Consider the following 16,959-nt stretch of genomic DNA (forward strand, 5'->3'; position numbering starts at 1 on the left):
GAAGGAATACTACCGCGCGCTAAGCTCGATTTTTTCGGTCGACGCCGTATCGGAAGCGACGTTCTTCGGGTTGATCGTTGCGCCGTCGCGGAGGGATTGAAGCCCTTCGCAAACAATTGTTTCGCCTGGCTCGAGACCTGATTTTACAACATAAAAAGTAGACAGCCGGGATTGCGGCACAAAACTGCGTGTCTTGACCTTGTTATCCTTGCCAAGCACGTACACAAAGTTTTTGTCCTGAATTTCGAACGCAGCCTGCTGCGGGATCAGGAGCGCATTCTCGACCGTGTTGGTGAGGCGGATAGTGCCGGTGGAGCCGTGTTTGAGCAGCTTTTCCGGGTTCGCAAACCGCGCACGGAATGCAATGGAGCCGGTGCCTTCGTCGAATGCGCCTTCCATGGTTTCGATCACACCTTTGTGTTTGAAAAACGAGCCGTCGGCCAGTTCCAATTCCACAACCGCCTGTTTGGTCGCGGCTTTGTCACGGGCTTTTACATATTCGAGGTATTCGTTTTCCGATACGTTGAAATAGGCATAAACCGTTTTGATGTCTGAAAGCGTGGTGAGCAATGTGCCTTCGTCGATCAGACTACCCATTTTGGTCGGCAGGCGATCGATTACGCCGTCGAATGGCGCTTTGATTACCGTATGCGCGAGTTGAATGGCCGCATTCGATTTCTCGGACTTTGCTTCTTCGATTTTCGCATTAGCAGCAGCCAGTTTTGCCTGCGCGACTTCGAGCTCGCTTTTTGCAACTACATTCTTGTCAACCAGCAGTTTCACGCGCTTCACTTCCAGTTCGGCACCTTTCGCTTCGGCAATTGCACTTTGCAGGTTAGCCTTCGCTTTGGCCAACTGGGCTTCATATTCTTCATTATTAATGCGGAACAGGACCTGTCCTTTTCTGACTTCTTTACCCTCGTCCACATACACTTCTTCAAGGTAACCCTTCACACGGGCATATATTTCGACGTTCCGCAGGGCGTGAATATTGCCTACGTATTCGCGGTGCAGTTCGGTTTTCTGGGGCCTGAGTTCCGTTACGGGGATGGTAGGAACACTGTCTTTCGTCTCTGTCAGCGTTTCACTTTTCGAAGCACAGCTGTAAGTGAAGATGCTGACGATTAAAAGGAGCGGCCATTTTAGGTCTTTTATCATGATGCGTTTGTATAAATTGGTTGGCGGTAATGCAAGGGTATAGGAATAGCCCTTTTGCCGCGCGGAATGCCGTGCAGCAAAAGGAATAGCATGAATGTCGGATGCGGCTCATGCATGCGCGTATACGCACAGCGAGACGATCCGTCAGCTACAAAAATTTTGGATTAAAGAACGCTTGCGGCGAATTCAAAAAGGGCAAAGGCGATGGAGAAAGCTGTAATAGTCGGGCAGCTTGATGCCTCCATTGCTGGCATAAAGTGGTTGGGTAGACTCCCCTATATATCTGGAAGTCCGGGTGATTTCACATTGAGGCACCGCCTGCGAGATGAGCGTCAGGAAACGGTAAGTAGAATGCCGGCGGTTGAAAAGTTTGGAAAGGGACTCATTCCATTTGGTTTCATCGGCCCTTACGATCGTCTCATTTTTGCAGATCGTATCGTCGATTATCACAATGTCCCGGGTACCGGGCTTTTCAGCAATTTCAAAGGGGGAGAAGGCCTCGGTTCCGATGTCAATTTTACACGCAATAGCCCTGTGTTGCCCCACGAGCAACGAAATGGCGAATTGAGCGAGCCAGAAAAACAATACAAAAGTTCTTTTTGTCATGATGCTGATGATGATCAGGTCATTGAAAAATTCATACTTTTATAATGAATTCAAGAATGATTGGAACTATTGGAACGGAATTGTGATACTAAACGGGCAATACTCCAAATATAACGTTTCAAATGTAGATTGCAAATTTTAAAGATTGTTAATGAACGTTAACGGGAAATATTTAGCTGGTAATGAATCTCAAACCGCTATTTTGCGAGGATAATTGGGGCAATGAATAGTGAGTTTTAAACTTGTGTTTTTCCGTTCAAACAGAGAACTTAACCCCATGAAAACCGACACTTGGAAATGATGTGCCTTTTCTGAATAAAAGTGTATATTAACAAGCCTATCCGATTCACGCGAAACGCTCAATGCTGCCTACAATGGTCGTTACACCTATTTATACAGAGCATTTTGTACTGACCAAAATGACGGCCGGAGACGGTGACAAGTATTTCAGGCTAAGCAATAATGCCAATGTGATGAAATATGTCACCGGTTATTCGCTTACACGAGAGGAGTCGGACGATATGCTCAAAAGCTTCCTGGAAGAGTACGGGATGGATACGTACCTGGGCAGATATCTGATCGAAGACAGGTTTTCGGGTGAGTTGGTGGGGGCGGCCAAGCTGGATAAGATCGGATCGGCTATCGAGATCGGATACCGGGTTATGGAGGAGTACTGGGGGAAAGGGGTAGCAACGGAAATTGCCAGGGGCCTGATCCGCTTTTCCAAAAATGTGCTGAAAGCCAGGGATGTGATCGCATTTGTGAATGTCAACAATACCGCGTCTATCCGCGTATTGGAAAAGGCCGGAATGACCAATACCGAATTGATCGAAGATCTTGATGAAGTCAAGTACAGGTTTAATTATTCACCAAAAAGTACCCCCCTTATGAAAAAAGTGCTCTACATTATCCTTGGACTCATTGCGCTCGTCCTGATTGCCGCTTTCATCATGCCGAAAGACTATGCCGTTGAGCGTGAGATCGTCGTGAACAAACCCAAAGCCGAGGTTTTTGAATACCTGAAATCCCTCAAAAAACAGAACGACTGGAGTGTCTGGGGACGCAAAGATCCCAAGATGATCAAGACCTTCTCCGGTACGGACGGTACTGTAGGCTTCGTATCGATGTGGGACGGTAACGATGAGGTCGGAAAAGGCGAACAGGAAATTACTAAAATTGACGAAGGAAATCGCATCGATACCCAGCTGCGCTTCCTGAAACCATTTGAGAGTACCAGCGACGCATATATGATCACCGAAGGTATCGACTCGACGTCCACTCGTGTCCGTTGGGGGTTTACAGGTAAAATGCCTATTCCGATGAATGTCATGCTTCCTTTTTTAAATATGGATGAATCTGTCGGAAAAGATTTCCAGGAAGGATTAACCAATCTGAAAGGAATACTCGAAAAACAATGAGTCACACCGACCCACGTATTGACGCTTATATAGTCAAATCTGCCAGCTTCGCGATTCCCATCCTCGAATATCTTCGTGCGTTCGTGCATGAGACATGCCCGGAGGTGAAGGAGACGATGAAATGGAGCTTTCCTCATTTTGAATACAAGGGAAGCATCCTGTGCAGCATAGCTTCTTTCAAACAACATTGTGCATTCGGCTTCTGGCTGGAATCACGTCTGAGTGATCCGAATAATCTGCTCGCGGTGAATGGGGAGCGGGTAGGAATGGGCAGTCTCGGGAAAATTGCCCGTATCGAAGATCTTCCGGCGGAGGAACATTTGCGCGGGTTTATCCTCGAAGCCATGCGCCTGATCGATAGCGGCGTAAAACTGAAAAAGGATAACAAACCGCCGGAAACGAAGGAACTGGTCGTTCCCGCCTATGTTACCGAAGCCTTGGCCGACAATGCAGCCGCAAAGAAGGTTTTTGAGGGGTTCAGCTATTCCAATAAAAAGGAATATGTCGAATGGTTCGAAGATGCCAAAACCGAAGCCACGCGCTCGAAGCGGATCACCCAGGCGCTTGAATGGCTCGCGGAAGGCAAGGTGAGGAATTGGAAATACATAAAATAGCAAAATCAAAGCCCTCCGGTTTCATTTACCGCAGGGCTTTAACTTTTAACTATAAACCTAAAACTCAAAGCCTAAAACTTTCCGTCCTCTTCCGCAATCGCGTACCTGAAAGTGTAGTAGCTCGATTCTTCGGTAGGCACATCTTCCGGCGCGCCTTTGTAGTAGCTGATAATCTCCACTTTGGCGATTTTACCGTTGGCGGTTTTGACGAGCAGCGTCCTGCCCGGAATCGGCAGGATCGCGTGGACGCTCATGTCGTACTTGTACCAGCTGTTGCCGCTTCCGCCGGGAATAGCGAAACCTGCGTCGCCATCCATTTTATAGCCGTCTTTGGGTGCTTCGCTTACCTGGTCAAATGGCTTTTCGAGGACAATTGCGCCGCCCTCGCCCGGACCGCTGGTGCCGCTGTTGGTAGCAATCGTAGTTTTGCTGAATGCAATGTCCCAGTTTTTTGTCCTGGCATTGGTGGCAGGTACCTCCTTGCCGGTAGCCAGGCTGAAATAAACGTAAGGCTTGGTATTCGCATTCAAATCTTTGATCACCGTGATCTCCGGATTAGCAACGGCTGTGAAATGCATCTCATGAACAGGCGTTGTGGTTTGCGGCAATGCAACGAGCGTGCATGCCGAGAGGATGATGGATTTCAATAGCATAATCAGGCCCCTTTCTTCACAAGTTTGTATTCCAATTTAGGTTTGCCGCGCTCGCCGCCGTCGCTGGCATGGAAACTGATGAATTTCAGCTTGTAAATATTGCCGGCAGGATCTTTGATAAGGTAAAAACGATCGGTTTTAACGCCGATTGTGCCTTGCGTAACCCGCCATTTCGAGCCGATTACATCCGCAGCTTTGCTGAATGTGATGCCCGTAAGATTGCTTTCAGCAAATGCATCGTAAGTAGCAGTAGTGGTGAGTACTTCCGCCGCTTCCACGCCGCCGAGATTATTGGTGAACACCAGGTCGGAGAAACCGTATGGAATGAGCCCGGAACCGAAATTGGTGAAATACATGCTGTAACCCCATTTCAGGTCCCAACGCTCTTTGGCAGGCTCAACGTCGACGGTCGCCCCTTTTTCGAGGGAAACAAATTCAAAGTTATAGGCAGCATCCTTGGTAATGTCGATGGTTTTGAAAGTGGTGTCGTTCACTTTGGCGTATTGCAATGTGTAACCCGATCCTTTGCGCAGAATACGTATTTTGTACAGATCTGCCACCGGAAGAACGTCCATCGATCCGCCTTTGCGGTTAAGAATATACACTTTGTTGTCAGCATCGGTGGCCGATACTGCGGCAATTACCGTTTTGGTAATGTCGCCGGCGGCATCGTCTACGAGCGAAAGTTTACCAACTCCCTGGCCGACAGCCAGTGAATCCGTTTTGAAATCCTTGTCGGAAACGGCATTGATATCTGTTTTATTAATAGCTAATGCCGAAGCGCCATTGGTGCCGTTGATGGTCACGCGGAAATCGGAGCCATTGTAAAACCCAAGATCCCAGCTGCTGCGCAGCACGGGGGTTTGCACGCTGGCGCTAAGGTCTAGGAACACCGAATTGGCGGCGCTGCTACCGGCTTCGGAGCCCGCTATACCATTCAGCTGAATGCTGGTGCCTTCGGAAATGATCGCTTTGAAGCTCAGTTTCAGTGCGGAATTGGTGCCAACCAGCACTGGTGTGCCCACAGAGGCAATTTTGAATGCGATACTCTCGTCGCCATCCAGGAGCACACCCGATTTTTTGTTCACTTTGAATGAAACAGACGACTGTCCGGCAGGTACCGACAAGGTGATGGTGTTGTTGGCTGCCGCAGGAGTGGTGGTAAACTCTGTATCGTAAGTAAGCTGTGTGGGAGTTAATGTCACCGAAACAGATGTGGCAGTGTCGACCGCTCTCGTAAGCGAAATCTTGATCTCGGTTTCTTCCCCTTCAAAACCTTTTTCGGTCGCTTCGAAGGCTACCAGGTTATCCGGTAGTGGTGGCTCGTCGTCGCTGCAAGCGTTGAATGTTCCCAGGAATGCAACCAGTAGTAGCGACCGGACTATTTTTTTCATAGTTATTGGAGTTATAATGAAAGGGTATTTTGATTGTTAAAGCTTTGTCCATTGAAAACTGAGGCCGAGGAAATACGACCGGCCGAACGACATGGGAACCGGACCGCCTGTGCTGTGGGCGCCGGTGTCCATGGAGGTATTCCGCAGGTTAGTCACGTCGAAAAGGTTCTTGACACCACCCAGCAGGTTGACATATTTGCCCAGCGTTTTGCTGACCGTCAGATCGGCCATGTGAAAGCCCTCGGTTTCTGCGAGGTGGATATTGACCTGATCGACACTTTCATAAATAGGGCGTTTCCCGGAAAATTTGTAGAATAGATTAATGCTCGCACCGGCTTTTTTGAAAGTGTAAAGCACGTTTGCATTGACTTCGGTTGACCACATAAACTCAGGTAGGGAGCCAAAATCTTGTGGAGCTTGGGAAAACTCGTTGTAGCGGCCAATGTAAGTGGCGCCTAGTGTGGCTTGCAGGTTTTTCCAGAACAACTTGTTTTCAAGGGAAAAGCCGGTGGTTTTAAATAAATGGATGTTCAGGTAGGTAGTCTGCGTGCGGTCGTTCGGGTCAATGCCGGTGTCGATCAGGTCGTGGAATATATTATAGAAACCGCCGAGCGTGGAGCTAATGCGCAGCCCTTCGCGGCTGACGGCCTGCCACACGAGAAAAGCGTTGAAGCTGTTGGAATACTCCGCATTCAGGTTGACGTTGCCATTAATGGAATGTGAAGCGTCATGAAAATCGAAATACAGCTCTCGTAACGCAGGTGAGCGGAATCCGCGCGCATACCCGAAGCGGAAATCCAGCGATTTGCTCAAAGTGAGTTTGCCGTTTAATGAGGGAATCGCCGGAGGGGCATCGTACACCGAGTTTTTTAGAAACCGCAAACCAGGCGTGAGTTTGAAAAACTGTCCGAAGCGGATTTCCGGTGCTACGAACAATGCATATTCATTAACGGTCGGAGTACCGGAAATGCGTGCCCCGGATGCATTATTACTCGAAAAATCGACCCCGGCCAAAACCGAAAGGTGGTCGCTGGCTTTATAAAAGGCAGTCCCGCGGAAAAATGCAGTTTTGAAAATCGACTTATCCTGCGAGCCTGGTTCCAAAGAGAGCGTACGGTGGTCGTTGATATCGACATTTGTGCTCAGGGTCCTGCGGGAATAATCGGTATAGGAGCCAATCGCGGTAATGTTCAACTTGTCATTCGGCCTGATTTCTGATTGAACCTGGTGAAACCAGCGTTTGGTAATGTAGTCCTGATCGGAGGCAATGCCCGTGTTCGGGTTCCGGTTGCCGAGGTCTTTGATCGTTTCATCGGTGCCGTTGAAGCGGTACCAGACATTCCATCGGTTGCGGGTAAAGCGGGTGCTGGCAGTATAAAGCATTTGGTCCTTGGGCATCCAGTCCTTTTTGCGGCCGGTGGAGGCTCCCTGCCAGCCGCCGAAATTGTTCCTTGTTACATTGCCGGAGAACTGTAAATGTTCATTTTGCCAGGTAAGGCCCACGCCTTGATTGTGCGTGCCTTCTTTGGTTAACGCGTTGTATTCATTGCCGGCGGTTTCTTCCTGTATCCGTGCATTGACAGAGAGAGTGTGGCCGCTATGCCCCTTCTTGGTAATGATATTGATCACCCCTGCCAGCGCATCGGTGCCATAGATGACCGACATCGGGCCTTCGACGATCTCGATGCGTTCGATAGTGTTGATATCGATCTGCCCCAGGCTCTCTCGCGTGCTGCCGCGGTCGACCATCGGAATGCCATCGAGGAGGATTTTAACACCTTGCCCCGACGTGCCCATTAACTGAATATCGCTGGTGCCGAGCGTCAAATCATTTGAAAATCGTATCCCGAGCTCGGTATTGAGAATTGTCTGCAAATTAGTCGCGCCGCGCAGGCGAATGCGTTCGCTGTCGATCGTACGCACCTGGTATACCGAATGCCGAAGTGATTGCGGCTCAGATTGGCCGGTAATCACTACTTCATTAAGCGATAACGAGTCCGAGAGTTCCCTACCGGCCATGGCAGGGCCGCCGCCATCCTGAGCCATCAGGCGACTCATTACCAGCAATATCAGGGTGATGGTAAAAGAATATCTCACGAAAAATTTAATTGGACTAATTATAATTGCAAATGAAAATATTATTTAGACTAATTACAATTAAAATAAAATATTTTTTGAATGAGAAAATAGGCCATGAAAATGGCTTCGTGATGCGAAATACGTGAATGCGCCGGGCTATACGTGATTATGCCTGACCACCTGACCAGTCACAACCAGGCGTAACGTTTCGAGCTACTTAATTGTCGCTTGCAGATTGACCGTGACGATGTCTTTCAGCTTCCAGTCTTTTTCGCCGATTTTGTAGTCTAGACGGTTGATATCGAAAGTGCTCGTGAGCGAGTAACCGCCGTCGTTATTCTTTTTGGCGTCAAAGGGAAGCGTGACGGTCCTGGAAACGTCGCGCATGGTTAATGTGCCGGTAGCCTGGTATTTGTCGCCTTTCTTCTCGACTTTGGACGATTTGAAATGGATATCAGGATATTTCTCGACCCAGAAATACTTGTCGCTTTTCATATCCTTATCCCGCGTGTTGTTGTTGGTTTTGAAAGTATTAGCCGCGATCCTGACATCGAATGAAGCATTTTCCGGATTTTTCTCATTAAAAACGGCCTCGCCGCGCGGAGCGTCGAACGTGCCGTTGCAAGTGCCGAGAATGAATTTGACACTGAATTTCGTGGAGCCGGAAACGATTTTGGAAGTTTGAGCGGATACCTGGCCGGCGAAAGTGGCAAGGACAATCCACAATGTAAGTTGGAATCGCATTTCTGTTTTAGTTAGGATGAAATATCACAGTTCTTCCAGCAACGATTCTCCTTCCGAACGGTCGCCGGAAGTCCATTGCCATTTTTCATGCATACGGATTTTGCCGTTCGGAAGTTGCTCGGGTGTCGATTTGCAGATTCCCGTCGTGATCTCGCCCTGATCGTTCACCTGGTGGTAGCGCATATCGAGGTTCCCCTGCTCGTCCACGAGCGCGATCAGGTGCCCGCTGCGAATGCGCCCACCCGTGTACGTGGACGTGACGATATTACCCGTTTGTTGATATACAAATTGCATGCCCAAATCCACCTCGCCGTTCTCGGAATTGGACAATGGTACGAATACTTTGTTGTTATAATTGATCATAGAAAAAATGCCGTCTTAATGCGCTAAATATAGGTATTAAGACGGCATTTGATCAAATAACGGAAGTAATCCACCAGGTATTGCCGCACGGATCCGACACGCCGCAGCTCCGGCCGTAATCCTGATCGGCGGGAGGCATTACGCTCGACCCGCCGGCGTCGAGCGCCTTTTGATAACTGTCATCCGCATTTTCTACATACACGAATAAGTTTGCCGGCTGTGCGGGCCATTCGGGACGCGCGTCGCAGAACATGATGACGCTTCCGTTGATAGAAACTTCGGAATGTTTGATCATGTCGGGGGCATCTTCCTGATAGTGTGTAGCGGAAATGGTGCCGTTGAATACTTTGGTAGTAAATTCCTTGAAGCGCACAGCGCTGTCCAGCATCAGGTAGGGGAATACGGCCTGATGGCCATTCGGGATTTTTACAGTGCTCATGTCTTTTTTGCTTTTGGTTTAAACAAAAGTAACCTGGCCATCAGCCCTGGAATTGGAAAAAAACGACATCATACATCGCGGTAACCCATGCCCTCCGCATTGCCGGAAAAATAGGTTTTCGGGTGATCGCCGGAAAATGCCTTGAAATCATGGATGAAATGCGACTGGTCATAGTACCCGCATTCATAGGCGATTTCCGTGAGCGATTTATCCTTGTTTCCATATTCATTGAGGGCAGCATGGAACCGGATAATGCGGCTGAACAGCTTGGGCGTGAAACCGGAGAATGCCAGAAATTTCCGTTCAAATTGCCGGGTAGAGAGGAAACTCTGTGCTGCAAGGTCCGGGATTTTAGCCAGGCCGTTGGAGCGGATCACGCTGCTGATCACCGAGAAAACTGCTGGCTCGTGCGCTTCATGAATGCGAATGCGTTTCCTTAAAAATTCTGAAACTATATGAATACGCTCCGTATGGTCGGCCGCGAGCATGACACGCTCTTCCAATTCGGTCCCAATTTGACCCAGAAATGTAGCAAGGTCCGGCATTTGATTACTGAGTTCGGTAGCGGTAACCCCAAAAAGCGCGGGAATGGCAAAAGGGTAGAGATACACTCCGAAGATCCCGAAATCTTCGCCGATGCGGAACCGGCGGAAGGACTGCGACTGCCCGTGAATGCCCGAGCGAAAGGAAAGCTCCGATTCGTCGATTTTCAGTATTTCGTCGAAGCGGCCTTTGAAATGAAATACCATTTCCGCGCAGCCGTCGGCCATTGTTTTATGAAAGTAGGGCTCATTGTCGGTCAGGTTATGTTCCAGCACCCAGAAGAACCGGACATACCGGGCAAGGTCAGCGGAAGGAAGTATTGTGAAATATTTCATGCGTAACCTATTTAGTCTATCTGTATTAAGGGTATGTTTTTATTATATTTTGTGAAATTTATATTTTTGCGATCTGTTTAATACATTTGACCGGATATTTCGAAGGGTTTTAAACTCTGGCCGTTATCCTCCCGTTATAGTTGAAAATGTAACGGTATTCCATTAAATAGTCGATTACCTACTCAGTTTCTTGCTATGAAATTAGTGCCAATAGAGAAGCGCACCGGACTTACGCGCGAAGAATTCATCGAAAATTACTTAAAACCAAGTCGCCCGGTGGTGTTTACCGATCTGGCAAAAGATTGGCCTGCGGTTCAGAAATGGACTTTTGAATGGCTGCGGGAAAACCATGGTAACCTGGATGTGCCTTTGGTGGACAACCACATTCACGACGCTGACAAATACTTCCAGATCGCCAAGACTATGAAGTTTGGGGATTACCTGAGCCTCATCGAAAAAGGGCCTACCGACCTTCGTATTTTTCTTTTCGATATTTTCAAGAAGATTCCTGAACTGGCGGACGATATCCGTTTCCCGACGATCATGGATGGCTTTTTGAAGTCCTACAAATTTGTATTTTTCGGAGGCGAGGGCTCAATAACCAACCTGCATTATGATATGGACTGCTCGAACGTGTTCCTGACGCAGTTCCAGACCCGCAAACAACTTATTTTGTTCTCTCCTGAGGAAAGCCGCCGCTTGTACCATCACCCGTTCACGGTCATGAGCAAAGTGGACCCGCTCAAACCGGATTACGAAAAATTCCCGGCACTGAAAGGGGCTACCGGCTATGAAACGATCCTTTACCATGGCGAAACGATCTTCATTCCTTCGCTTTGGTGGCATTATATCCGCTATGTCGATGGCGGTTTCAGTCTGGCTTTGCGTGCGAACAACTCTATTTTTACAGCAGTCCGCGGCGGTATGAACCTCGTTCGGCATCAGTTTGTAGATAAAAGCATGACTAAACTGCTCGGCCTCGACTGGCAGCATTGGAAAGAGAAGAAAGCGGTCGAAAACGCGCAGGAGCTTTTGCAAAAGCAGGCATAAGAAAATCGGATCTGGGCGTTTGGCGTCCACAATCGGGAACGCATTTCAAAGAAACTAATCTATCTTTGAAATGCGTTCCTTTTATATTGCTTCACGACCTGCTATGAACTTCGAACTCACTTCACAATACCAGCCGACGGGCGATCAGCCGGAGGCCATCAACCAATTAGTACAAGGAATTGAAAACGGAGAGCCCGCCCAGACTTTACTTGGGGTGACCGGTTCCGGAAAGACATTTACAGTAGCCAATGTGGTGGCACGCGTGAATAAGCCGACGCTCGTATTGAGCCACAATAAAACGTTGGCCGCGCAGCTTTACGGCGAGTTCAAACAGTTTTTCCCAAACAATGCCGTCGAGTATTTTATCAGCTACTATGACTACTACCAGCCGGAGGCATTTATTTCCAGCACCAATACCTACATTGAAAAAGACCTGATGATCAATCAGGAGATTGAGAAGCTGCGTTTGCACACGGTTTCGTCGCTGATGAGCGGGCGCCGGGATGTGATCGTGGTGGCGTCGGTTTCGTGTATTTATGGTGCGGGTAACCCATTGGAATACAAAAAGAGCATTGTAAGCGCTAAACTCGGAGATATTGTGAGCCGTAACCAGTTTCTGTTCAGGCTGGTGGAAATCCTTTACAGCCGGACGGAAGTGGAGTTCAACCGCGGTACTTTCCGTGTGAAGGGTGACACGGTCGATGTATTCCCGGGTTATGCGGACTTCGCTTACCGTTTTATCTTTTTTGGGGATGAAATCGAGGAAATTCAGCGTATCGAGCCGGAAACGGGAAAGAAACTATCGTCTGAAAAAGCCATTGCCATTTTCCCGGCGAACCTGTTTGTGACTGGTCGCGACGTGTTGAACCAATCTATTAAAGAGATCCAGGACGACCTGCAGACGCAGATCAAGTACTTTATCGCCGAAGGCAGACTTGCCGAAGCCGAGCGCGTGAAGGAGCGGACCGAATTTGATATGGAAATGATGCGGGAGCTAGGCTATTGCTCTGGTATTGAGAACTATTCAAGGTATTTTGATAGACGGTTGCCCGGTCAGCGGCCATTCTGTCTGCTCGATTATTTCCCAGAAGACTTCCTAATGGTAGTCGACGAAAGCCACGTTACGATGCCACAGATCCGCGCCATGTGGGGTGGCGACCGCTCTCGTAAGGAGGCGTTGGTAGAATATGGTTTCCGTTTGCCATCGGCATTGGACAACAGGCCATTAACCTTCCAGGAATTCGAAGACATGACGCCACAAACCATTTTTGTGAGCGCGACGCCTGCGGATTATGAGTTGCGGAAGTCGGAAGGTGTGGTAGTTGAGCAGATTATCCGTCCTACCGGCCTGCTGGACCCTGAAATCGAAGTAAGGCCAAGTCTGAACCAGATAGACGACCTGCTGGAAGAAATTACCGAACGCATTAAGCTGGGTGATCGCATTTTGGTCACTACTTTGACCAAGCGGATGGCCGAAGAGCTCAGCAAATACCTGGACCGCGTCGGCATTAAATGCCGTTATATTCACTCGGAAGTAAAGGCGCTCGACCGGGTAGAAATTCTTCGCGAGCTTCGTTTGGGCCTTTTCGATGTACTGGTGGGGGTTAACCTTCTTCGTGAAGGTCTCGACTTGCCCGAAGTATCGCTCGTTGCCATTATGGACGCTGATAAAGAGGGCTTCCTGCGTGATACCCGCTCGATGATCCAGACCATCGGCCGTGCAGCGCGTAACGACCGTGGGAAGGTAATTATGTATGCCGATACTATCACCGGCTCGATGCAACTCGCGATCGACGAAACCAACCGCCGCCGCAGCATTCAAATGGATTATAACCTTGCCAACGGCATCACGCCGAAAACCGTCCGCAAATCCAAAGAAGCCATTATGGAACAGACATCGGTGGCCGATTCTAAAGTTCGCAAAGTGTACGTGGAACCGGAAGAAGTGCGCATTGCCGCTGACCCGGTCGTTCAATATATGGGTAAAACCGATCTGCAAAAGCTCATGGCCGAAACCCAACGAAAAATGGAAGCTGCTGCGAAGGATCTTGACTTCCTCGAAGCTGCGAGGCTACGGGATGAATTGATGCAGTTGAAGGCACGGGTGCAGGAGCAGGCGTGAGCCAGACTTTAAGATTGTGAAATGCAGATAATTGTTTAAATTTATTCAACGCTTGTCAACTATCTCATGATCAAAACAATGATTACGCCGGAAAATACCCGTGTTTCACTGGTGGTGCCTGCTTCTTTCGTGGGAAAGCAGGTGGAGATAATTGCGTTCACTGTCGAAGAATCCGTAGACGAAAGCGTTGAACAGAACTACATATTAACACACTATGCCAGCCAGAAGTACCTTGAAAAGGACTGGCTGACTGACGAGGAGGATGAAGCATGGCAAAATTTGTAAAAGGCGAAGTTGTAGTTATACCGTTCCCATTCTCTGACTTGTGCTGCTCGAAACGGCGGCCAGCCCTTGTACTAGCCGATTTGCCAGGCGATGATCTGTTGTTATGCCAAATCACCTCGCAAAGCTCCAAGGACATTTTTGCTATTCCATTGCTGGTAAATGATTTTTTGAACGGAACATTGCCGGTAAATAGCTTCATCAGACCAACACGTCTTTTTACCGCTGACAGAAACATCGTGATCAGAAAGGCCGGATTAATTCGGGCGAAGACAATCAATGATGTTACGCAGACGATTATCAAGATTGTGCAATAATTTGCTGAGGCTCCTCTAATTTTTCGAGCAGCTCCAATACCTCTTCCCAGCTATTCACACGCGTATGCCTCTCTACTCCTCTGTTATGCCCTGCGGTGAATAAGATAGGCTTGCCTTTGTGAAAATCCAGGTTTTTGAAGTGGTCGTCGATGAGATAGTCGGTGTTAATGACACTTTTATCGCCGCAGAAAATGATGTTTCTCCAAGTGATGGACGGGAAATGCTCGGCGAGCCAGTCATACTTCTCGGGGAGCGAATTGGGAAATTCCATGGCTGCCGATACGATGTAGACGTCGTAATTTTCCTGTAATTTGATAATGGCCTCCTGAGCGCCGGGTATCAGCGGTGCGTAACGGAAAAAGCCGGGTTTGTAGAGGAGGCTCCGCGCTGCCAGGGGGTCGGGGAATGCCTGATCTTCCGGTATACCATGCATGGCTTCCTTGGTGACCGTTACGCCAAATGCCGCTTCGTAGTGGTTGATCCAGTTAGCTTCAATGTCCACGATGACATTGTCCATATCCACTGCAATCGATTTTCTCATGATGTAGTCCGTTAGTGTTTGCAATTATTTGCAACAAATGTAATTGTATTGTGCAATATTTTGCAATATTAAATTTAAAATGTTTGTTAAATTTGCAGGCATAATCAGGATACCAATGTTAAAAGAAGAACGTTTCCAGATCATACTGGATCAGCTGGGACATGAACAGAAAGTCTATCTGGGACATCTGAGCACACTTTTGAATGTATCCGAGGATACGGTAAGAAGGGATATCAAGGAGTTAGCCGATCAGGGGTTACTTAAATCGGTACGGGGAGGCGCGGTGCCGCATTCCCCGGGGCCGCACCATTTTCGCGACCGGATCAAATACGATAATGACCAGAAGCAAATTATTGCAAAGAAAGCGTTGCAGTTTCTCAAAGACGGTCAGGTGGTAATATTCGATGGTGGTACCTCGGCGATGCTGATCGCCCAGATGCTTTCCAAAGACCTGAAATTGACGGTCATTACGAACAGCTTTCCTATTGCCTCCATTCTGGAAGAGCACGAGCACGTTGAAGTGTTGTTCGCCGGGGGGCGTTTGCTGAAAGACTCGTTCGTGACAATCGGCAATGATGCTATTCAGTTCTTTAAAAAATTCCGGGCGGATGTTTGCCTGCTGGGTATTTGCAGTATCCATGCGGATCTCGGCGTAACCGGACCTGACTTTGAAGAAAGTGAAGTCAAACGGACGATGATCGAGTCCTCCAAGGAAGTGATCGCATTGGCAACGACTGAAAAGCTAGGTACCGCGGAAGCCTACTATGTTTGCCCGACGGAGCGGTTATCGGTGATTGTTACGGACAAAGACCCTGATATAGGGGAGTTTGATGTTTACAGAAAGCTGGGAATCAGTTTGGTCTGATTCCTCAGTTCCATTCATTTTTTGGTTGTTTCTTCCATTTTGAAAGAAGTATCGTCGATGCTCTTCGTATCCTGATTAACGGCATTCGAAAAACCGAGCATGAACGAAATTGCGATCCGCAGAAGCCATTTTCGCAGAAAGAAAATCATGCGTTTGACTCCCATTTCCTATTTGACTTTAATAAGGTGTAGAGGCTTGTGCGCATAGCACAGCCCGGATGCGCGTTTTGCGCATAAAACATAGGCACCTGCGAAATGCAGAGGCCGGGTTAAGAATGGGAAATGGAATGGCCGTCGGATGAAAGTGAACGGCTCCGGAAATGTTGATTTTGAACGTGAAGTTCAGCAAGAGCCTGATTAAACGAAAACTCGGGATGTCTGAAAGCGGTTAGTGAATTGGAAAGATCGGCGAGCCTGCAGTGTTGTGCGTTTTTGAAGTAAACAGAGCCTGCGGCACGAGCTTTGGAAAGCTTTTGGCAATACTCGAAACCTGGGATGCGCTTTTGAACAATGTTATGCGCGGAGAATAGCTGCTCAGTCTGGCAATGTCCAATGGAATTGCTTTCGCGAAAATGGAGGACACTGACGGACAATACCGTCAGGAATAGCCATTTAAAGAAGTAGTTTCCTTTCATAACCGCCAAGTTTTCAACTATCTGGGGGCCATTCTGATCGCGCCATCCAGGCGGATCACCTCGCCGTTCAGCATCGGGTTTTCCACAATGGATTTGGCTAGTAATGCATATTCCGAAGGCTTTCCGAGCCTGGGAGGGAAAGGAATCTGTTGGCCCAATGATATTCGGGCTTCTTCTGGCAGCCCCATCAATAATGGCGTTTCGAAAAGTCCGGGGGCGATAGCCATCACACGAATGCCGGATTTTGCCAAATCGCGTGCGACCGGTAACGTCATGCTCACAATGCCGCCTTTACTGGCCGCATAGGCGACCTGGCCCATTTGCCCGTCATAGGCAGCCACCGATGCCGTGTTGATAATGACACCGCGCTCGCCTTCTGCATTCGGCTCGTTCTTTTCCATGGCAAAAGCAGCCAGGCGCATTACATTGAATGTACCAATCAGGTTAATGCGGATAGTCTTCTCAAAAAGTTCGAATGAATGCGGGCCGTAAATGCCGTCGACCTTACCAACAATCTTACGTGCAGGCGCAATGCCCGCGCAATTCACCACGATTTGAATGCTGCCGAAGATCTGCAATGCAGCATCTAATGTGTTTTGAACCTCGCTTTCGCTGGTGACGTCGGTTTTAAGAAATTTAATCTGCCCGGGGAATTCGCTTTCAAGTGCCTGTCCGGCCGTTTCATTTAAATCAAGAACAGCAACTTTTGCGCCCTGACTTACAAATAGCCGCGCAGTCGCTTCTCCAAGGCCGGAGGCGCCGCCGGTGATGATGGCAGTGGAGGTGGATAGCTGCATAAGGT

At 48.6% G+C, this 16,959-nt stretch carries 19 protein-coding genes; 7 read left to right on the forward strand and 12 right to left on the reverse strand.

All coding sequences use genetic code 11. From position 1 onward, the window contains the following. Positions 1 to 9: 9 nt before the first annotated feature. Positions 10 to 1,155 carry an efflux RND transporter periplasmic adaptor subunit gene (locus tag AC2YIT_RS11210; RefSeq protein WP_430845354.1) on the reverse strand — a complete coding sequence of 382 codons (1,146 nt, stop codon included), beginning with the start codon at positions 1,153 to 1,155 and terminating at the stop codon, positions 10 to 12. 189 nt (positions 1,156 to 1,344) lie between these two features. Beyond that, the gene (locus AC2YIT_RS11215; RefSeq protein ID WP_487279223.1) at positions 1,345 to 1,764 is read right to left on the reverse strand and encodes a hypothetical protein; all 420 of its coding nucleotides are present in this window, start codon (positions 1,762 to 1,764) and stop codon (positions 1,345 to 1,347) included. A 362-nt stretch (positions 1,765 to 2,126) separates the two neighbouring features. Here AC2YIT_RS11215 and AC2YIT_RS11220 point away from each other — a divergent pair, with 362 nt between their 5' ends. Continuing rightward, on the forward strand, positions 2,127 to 3,182 hold the full coding sequence (locus tag AC2YIT_RS11220) for a GNAT family N-acetyltransferase (RefSeq protein ID WP_487279224.1): 1,056 nt from the start codon (positions 2,127 to 2,129) through the stop codon (positions 3,180 to 3,182). Continuing rightward, on the forward strand, positions 3,179 to 3,796 hold the full coding sequence (locus AC2YIT_RS11225) for a YdeI/OmpD-associated family protein (protein ID WP_487279225.1): 618 nt from the start codon (positions 3,179 to 3,181) through the stop codon (positions 3,794 to 3,796). The genes AC2YIT_RS11220 and AC2YIT_RS11225 overlap by 4 nt, the downstream gene beginning before the upstream one ends. Positions 3,797 to 3,867: 71 nt before the next feature. On the opposite strand, the gene AC2YIT_RS11230 is transcribed toward AC2YIT_RS11225, so the two are convergent. The 7 genes from AC2YIT_RS11230 to AC2YIT_RS11260 all read right to left on the reverse strand — a co-directional run bounded on the left by AC2YIT_RS11230 (position 3,868) and on the right by AC2YIT_RS11260 (position 10,346). Beyond that, entirely contained in the window at positions 3,868 to 4,449 is a 582-nt protein-coding gene (locus AC2YIT_RS11230) for an HmuY family protein (protein WP_487279226.1), read from the reverse strand. Between the two features lie 2 nt (positions 4,450 to 4,451). Further along, a complete protein-coding gene (locus AC2YIT_RS11235) occupies positions 4,452 to 5,843 on the reverse strand; it encodes an HmuY family protein (protein WP_487279227.1) in 1,392 nt (463 codons plus the stop codon). Between the two features lie 36 nt (positions 5,844 to 5,879). After that, complete coding sequence (locus tag AC2YIT_RS11240) at positions 5,880 to 7,940, reverse strand: TonB-dependent receptor plug domain-containing protein (protein WP_487279228.1); 2,061 nt, start codon at positions 7,938 to 7,940, stop codon at positions 5,880 to 5,882. Between the two features lie 195 nt (positions 7,941 to 8,135). Then, on the reverse strand, positions 8,136 to 8,666 hold the full coding sequence (locus AC2YIT_RS11245; RefSeq protein WP_430844708.1) for a YceI family protein: 531 nt from the start codon (positions 8,664 to 8,666) through the stop codon (positions 8,136 to 8,138). Between the two features lie 24 nt (positions 8,667 to 8,690). Further along, entirely contained in the window at positions 8,691 to 9,029 is a 339-nt protein-coding gene (locus AC2YIT_RS11250) for an avidin-fold protein (protein ID WP_309981038.1), read from the reverse strand. Positions 9,030 to 9,081: 52 nt separating this feature from the next. After that, complete coding sequence (locus tag AC2YIT_RS11255; protein ID WP_487279229.1) at positions 9,082 to 9,468, reverse strand: VOC family protein; 387 nt, start codon at positions 9,466 to 9,468, stop codon at positions 9,082 to 9,084. A gap of 68 nt (positions 9,469 to 9,536) precedes the next feature. Further along, complete coding sequence (locus tag AC2YIT_RS11260) at positions 9,537 to 10,346, reverse strand: DUF6597 domain-containing transcriptional factor (protein WP_487279230.1); 810 nt, start codon at positions 10,344 to 10,346, stop codon at positions 9,537 to 9,539. 195 nt (positions 10,347 to 10,541) lie between these two features. Between AC2YIT_RS11260 and AC2YIT_RS11265 the strand changes: the two genes are divergently transcribed. The 4 genes from AC2YIT_RS11265 (at position 10,542) to AC2YIT_RS11280 (ending at position 14,117) form a co-directional block, all read left to right on the forward strand. Then, positions 10,542 to 11,396, forward strand: a complete 855-nt coding sequence (locus AC2YIT_RS11265) for a cupin-like domain-containing protein (RefSeq protein WP_430844712.1) — start codon at positions 10,542 to 10,544, stop codon at positions 11,394 to 11,396. 103 nt (positions 11,397 to 11,499) lie between these two features. Beyond that, positions 11,500 to 13,518 (forward strand): excinuclease ABC subunit UvrB, encoded by a 2,019-nt coding sequence (uvrB, locus tag AC2YIT_RS11270; protein WP_430845355.1) that lies wholly within the window; start codon positions 11,500 to 11,502, stop codon positions 13,516 to 13,518. 66 nt (positions 13,519 to 13,584) lie between these two features. Beyond that, positions 13,585 to 13,803 carry a hypothetical protein gene (locus AC2YIT_RS11275; RefSeq protein WP_430844714.1) on the forward strand — a complete coding sequence of 73 codons (219 nt, stop codon included), beginning with the start codon at positions 13,585 to 13,587 and terminating at the stop codon, positions 13,801 to 13,803. After that, positions 13,788 to 14,117, forward strand: a complete 330-nt coding sequence (locus AC2YIT_RS11280) for a type II toxin-antitoxin system PemK/MazF family toxin (RefSeq protein ID WP_487279231.1) — start codon at positions 13,788 to 13,790, stop codon at positions 14,115 to 14,117. Before AC2YIT_RS11275 ends, AC2YIT_RS11280 begins: the two co-directional genes overlap by 16 nt. Here AC2YIT_RS11280 and AC2YIT_RS11285 read toward each other — a convergent pair. Then, on the reverse strand, positions 14,101 to 14,658 hold the full coding sequence (locus tag AC2YIT_RS11285; RefSeq protein ID WP_487279232.1) for a 5' nucleotidase, NT5C type: 558 nt from the start codon (positions 14,656 to 14,658) through the stop codon (positions 14,101 to 14,103). The two genes, AC2YIT_RS11280 and AC2YIT_RS11285, sit on opposite strands and share 17 nt — an antisense overlap. Before the next feature lie 115 nt (positions 14,659 to 14,773). Here AC2YIT_RS11285 and AC2YIT_RS11290 point away from each other — a divergent pair, with 115 nt between their 5' ends. Then, complete coding sequence (locus AC2YIT_RS11290) at positions 14,774 to 15,523, forward strand: DeoR/GlpR family DNA-binding transcription regulator (RefSeq protein ID WP_487279233.1); 750 nt, start codon at positions 14,774 to 14,776, stop codon at positions 15,521 to 15,523. A 14-nt stretch (positions 15,524 to 15,537) separates the two neighbouring features. Here AC2YIT_RS11290 and AC2YIT_RS11295 read toward each other — a convergent pair whose 3' ends face one another. Then, positions 15,538 to 15,687: a hypothetical protein gene (locus tag AC2YIT_RS11295; RefSeq protein WP_487279234.1), complete on the reverse strand. Its 150-nt coding sequence runs from the start codon at positions 15,685 to 15,687 to the stop codon at positions 15,538 to 15,540. A gap of 487 nt (positions 15,688 to 16,174) precedes the next feature. Further along, on the reverse strand, positions 16,175 to 16,954 hold the full coding sequence (locus AC2YIT_RS11300; protein ID WP_487279235.1) for a 3-hydroxyacyl-CoA dehydrogenase: 780 nt from the start codon (positions 16,952 to 16,954) through the stop codon (positions 16,175 to 16,177). Between the last annotated feature and the right edge of the window lie 5 nt (positions 16,955 to 16,959).

Source organism: Dyadobacter sp. SRI_021 (assembly GCF_057586235.1).